General features: G+C 39.0%; 2 protein-coding genes. One reads left to right on the forward strand and one right to left on the reverse strand.

Features of this window, described 5'->3' with window-relative positions:
- Nucleotides 1-32 precede the first annotated feature (32 nt).
- Nucleotides 33-224, forward strand: coding sequence for a hypothetical protein (locus B3N33_RS03855; RefSeq protein WP_214061472.1), 192 nt, complete (start codon nt 33-35; stop codon nt 222-224).
- A 1310-nt stretch (nt 225-1534) separates the two neighbouring features.
- Here B3N33_RS03855 and B3N33_RS03860 read toward each other — a convergent pair.
- Nucleotides 1535-2560 carry a site-specific DNA-methyltransferase gene (locus B3N33_RS03860; RefSeq protein WP_349680361.1) on the reverse strand — a complete coding sequence of 342 codons (1026 nt, stop codon included), beginning with the start codon at nt 2558-2560 and terminating at the stop codon, nt 1535-1537.
- Between the last annotated feature and the right edge of the window lie 370 nt (nt 2561-2930).

Consider the following 2930-nt stretch of genomic DNA (forward strand, 5'->3'; position numbering starts at 1 on the left):
TTAGACTTTTCGGGAAGTAAGGGTTCATCCTAATGAGCGTACTGAGAAAGAAGCTGAAAGACACTGCATTGAATAAGAAGAAGTATTCAATTTGGGAGCTACCTCTCGAGATGGAGCCTTTGTCCAGAATAGATTATTCGGGAAGGTATGATAATATGCTGACTGAGATTACAAAACCTCAACGACTCAGCTTTGACGTTCTAGACTTGCATGTTGATTCATAGTTATGATTTCGCGGGATACTAGCTTCTAAAAAAGGCTTAAAGTATTCCACAGATTGAGCATACTCAAAGTAATGGATCGATCGGAAGTCAGCAAATTGCAGAAAATTCTTCTTCCAAACTGTGCATATGAATGATTATCCCAGCTAGTGAAGAACATAAACTATGATCACAGATCTTAACGGCCCAATAGCTCTTTTAGAAAGTCCCTAGATTTCTCAATATCAATTGAGTTGTTGAACTTGTTGACTACTTGCTTCAGACAATCACCAGTGTACTGTGTGACTCCTCTAGAGTTTCTTCCTGCCCAATGATGTATTACACGAGTGCCTTCAAGAATTTGGGTGTTAAAAGGTGAACACAGTCTTGTTCTGATTGATTGAGTACTATCAACGGCAACTACATATACCATGTATACAGATTTCATTCTAGAAATGAATTGCAGAAACTTGTCGATATTATAAGCTTTGGGAGCACTTGATAAGAACATCACNNTTTCTGTATCAAACTGGGGAAAATTCCTAGTGTAATCGCCTAGCTGGTTCGCCGTCCTAATTCTTGGAAGCACCTCCTTTTTCAAAAGAGCGTTCAGTAATGGTTTTTTCCCTTCTTCGTCAGCCGTTATTAGATATTCAATCACTCTTCCTCTAATGTTTACGTTTTCAATATAGGCAGCTGCGAATATTGCACATTTCACGCTTGAAACCCGGTCGGCCAATTCTTGATTCAAAGTATCATAGTCGGAAGAATTAGCAAAGTTTACTGTTCTTATCGGCGCATCAAAGATGATTTCCAATTCCATCTGATTGGGCTCATATCTCGAGCCCGTTGGAACGATTCTTCCAGTGCTTTCAACAAGTCTACACAAGTTTTCTTCAAATGAGAAATTCTGATGGAGTAAGAATAGATCTTCAAACCCTTCTGGACAATTCTCAGTTCCTTCTATTGACCGTAGTATATCTGATCCATTGAAACTACCCTTGATATTGTCAGTTCGTAGTTCTTGTGAAGAGTGGCTTATTTTCTTCAGGCACGTTGTATTTGCAAGAAACAGAAAGTTCTCAGCGGGTGATACAGCGCAAACAATGAAGGGTCTGTCATCATATTTCTGTAGAGCAGAGAGAGACAAAACAGTGTTGGAAAAACTACTGCTTCTGGTTTTGCAGAATCTTATTGCAAAATCCTCACAGTAATAGACGCTTCGATCTTCGGTAAGAGAAAAGGTGCTCTTTACTATTATTGAGAGTGCAGATTTATCATTAATTCCATCTTTGCTCCGGACGAGTTTTGATAGTGAATCTATGAGAAACTTGTTATACACCTTTCTCCTCCAAAGGGCTATCAAAAGACAATTGCCCGTTCAACGGTTGTGTTGGGCTTTGGTCAACTCTCTTTGTTCTTGAACCCTGTGAAGCCAATGTATTTCGTTCCCAAAACACACCGTTCGTATAGCCTTGTATGCTTGTATCAAAATCAGCCATTTCTAATCTCTTTTCTGCCCATAAGCAGTATCGTTTGTTCTGCTCTATGCCTATATAATTACGTTTAAGCTTCTTAGCTACGACACTTGTAGTCCCGGAACCCAAGAATGGATCAAGTATAACGTTCCCAAGATTTGAACTCGCCAATAGCAACTTTGCAACTAACTTCTCTGGTTTTTGAGTTGGATGAGCTGTATTTTCAGGCATTGACCAGAAAGGAATGGTGATGTCATCCCAGAAATTCGAAGCGTGGGTATCTCTGAAGTTTCCACCAGAAGTCTCTTTCCAATCTTTTGGAGTTCCATCTACTCTGTAAGGAGCAATTACCTTCCGTCTCACCTTAACCGCTTGGTAATTGAAGAAATAATCTTCCGATTTAGTTGCAAACCAAATATCTTCCATTGCATTCTTCCAGTTCTTCTTTGCCCCTCTTCCCTTCTCTCTCTGCCAAGTAATTCGATTTCTAACCTTGAAGTATCTCATCAAAGCGCTTCCAATGATCAAACTTGTTTCCCAATCACAACATACATAGATTGACGAATTCTCTTTCAACAAAGGAATGATTGCCTCTATCCACGAAATGGTATATGCAAGATATTCTGAATCTTTTTTTCTGCTAAATGAGTTCCCGTGATATTGTTTGCTAAGATTGTACGGAGGATCAACTATTAATAAGTCTACAGAGTTTCTTGGTAGAAATTTGCAAACCTGGAACATATCTCCCAAAATGGTTTTGTTGATCACATTATCAAGGTGAGTTATCTCATTCAATCTAATACATCTATCAAGATAATGTTTTCCTTCACTGATACTGATATCTATCGTTCTATTCCTTGAGGATCTAGTCTTGGACATCATTCGATCATCCTTTCTATCAGTCTCCTTTCGATGTTATCATAACATCAATAATAAGCAGGCCGCAATGTTATCCTTTTGCCATCTTCGACTGAAGTGGAGTAGGAAGTGCATGAACAGGTGTCTATTTTTTGTGAATGATGTCTGTAATGTGTTGGATCAAATTTGCAATACTCAAAAAGCCGTGTTATATATCGCCGATTAGTGCCGTGGAGTCAAAGCATCAAACAAATAGGCTCAAACTCCTCTTCCTACTTCTCTACCACGTGTTATTGTGATTTATGGTACTCCATGCCAACGAATATCTCACTTCTCATTCAATGTCACGAGAAGCATATCGATCTCGCACATCTCTTACCGATCTCTTCCATAT

The sequence above is a fragment of the Mesotoga sp. UBA5825 genome (genome assembly GCF_002432955.1).
Classification (GTDB): Bacteria; Thermotogota; Thermotogae; order Petrotogales; family Kosmotogaceae; genus Mesotoga.

Bases quoted from the DNA above. Each gene is read 5' to 3' on its own strand.
- B3N33_RS03855 (WP_214061472.1), top strand. From the start codon at position 33: ATGAGCGTACTGAGAAAGAAGCTGAAAGACACTGCATTGAATAAGAAG.
- B3N33_RS03860 (WP_349680361.1), bottom strand. From the start codon at position 2,560: ATGATGTCCAAGACTAGATCCTCAAGGAATAGAACGATAGATATCAGT.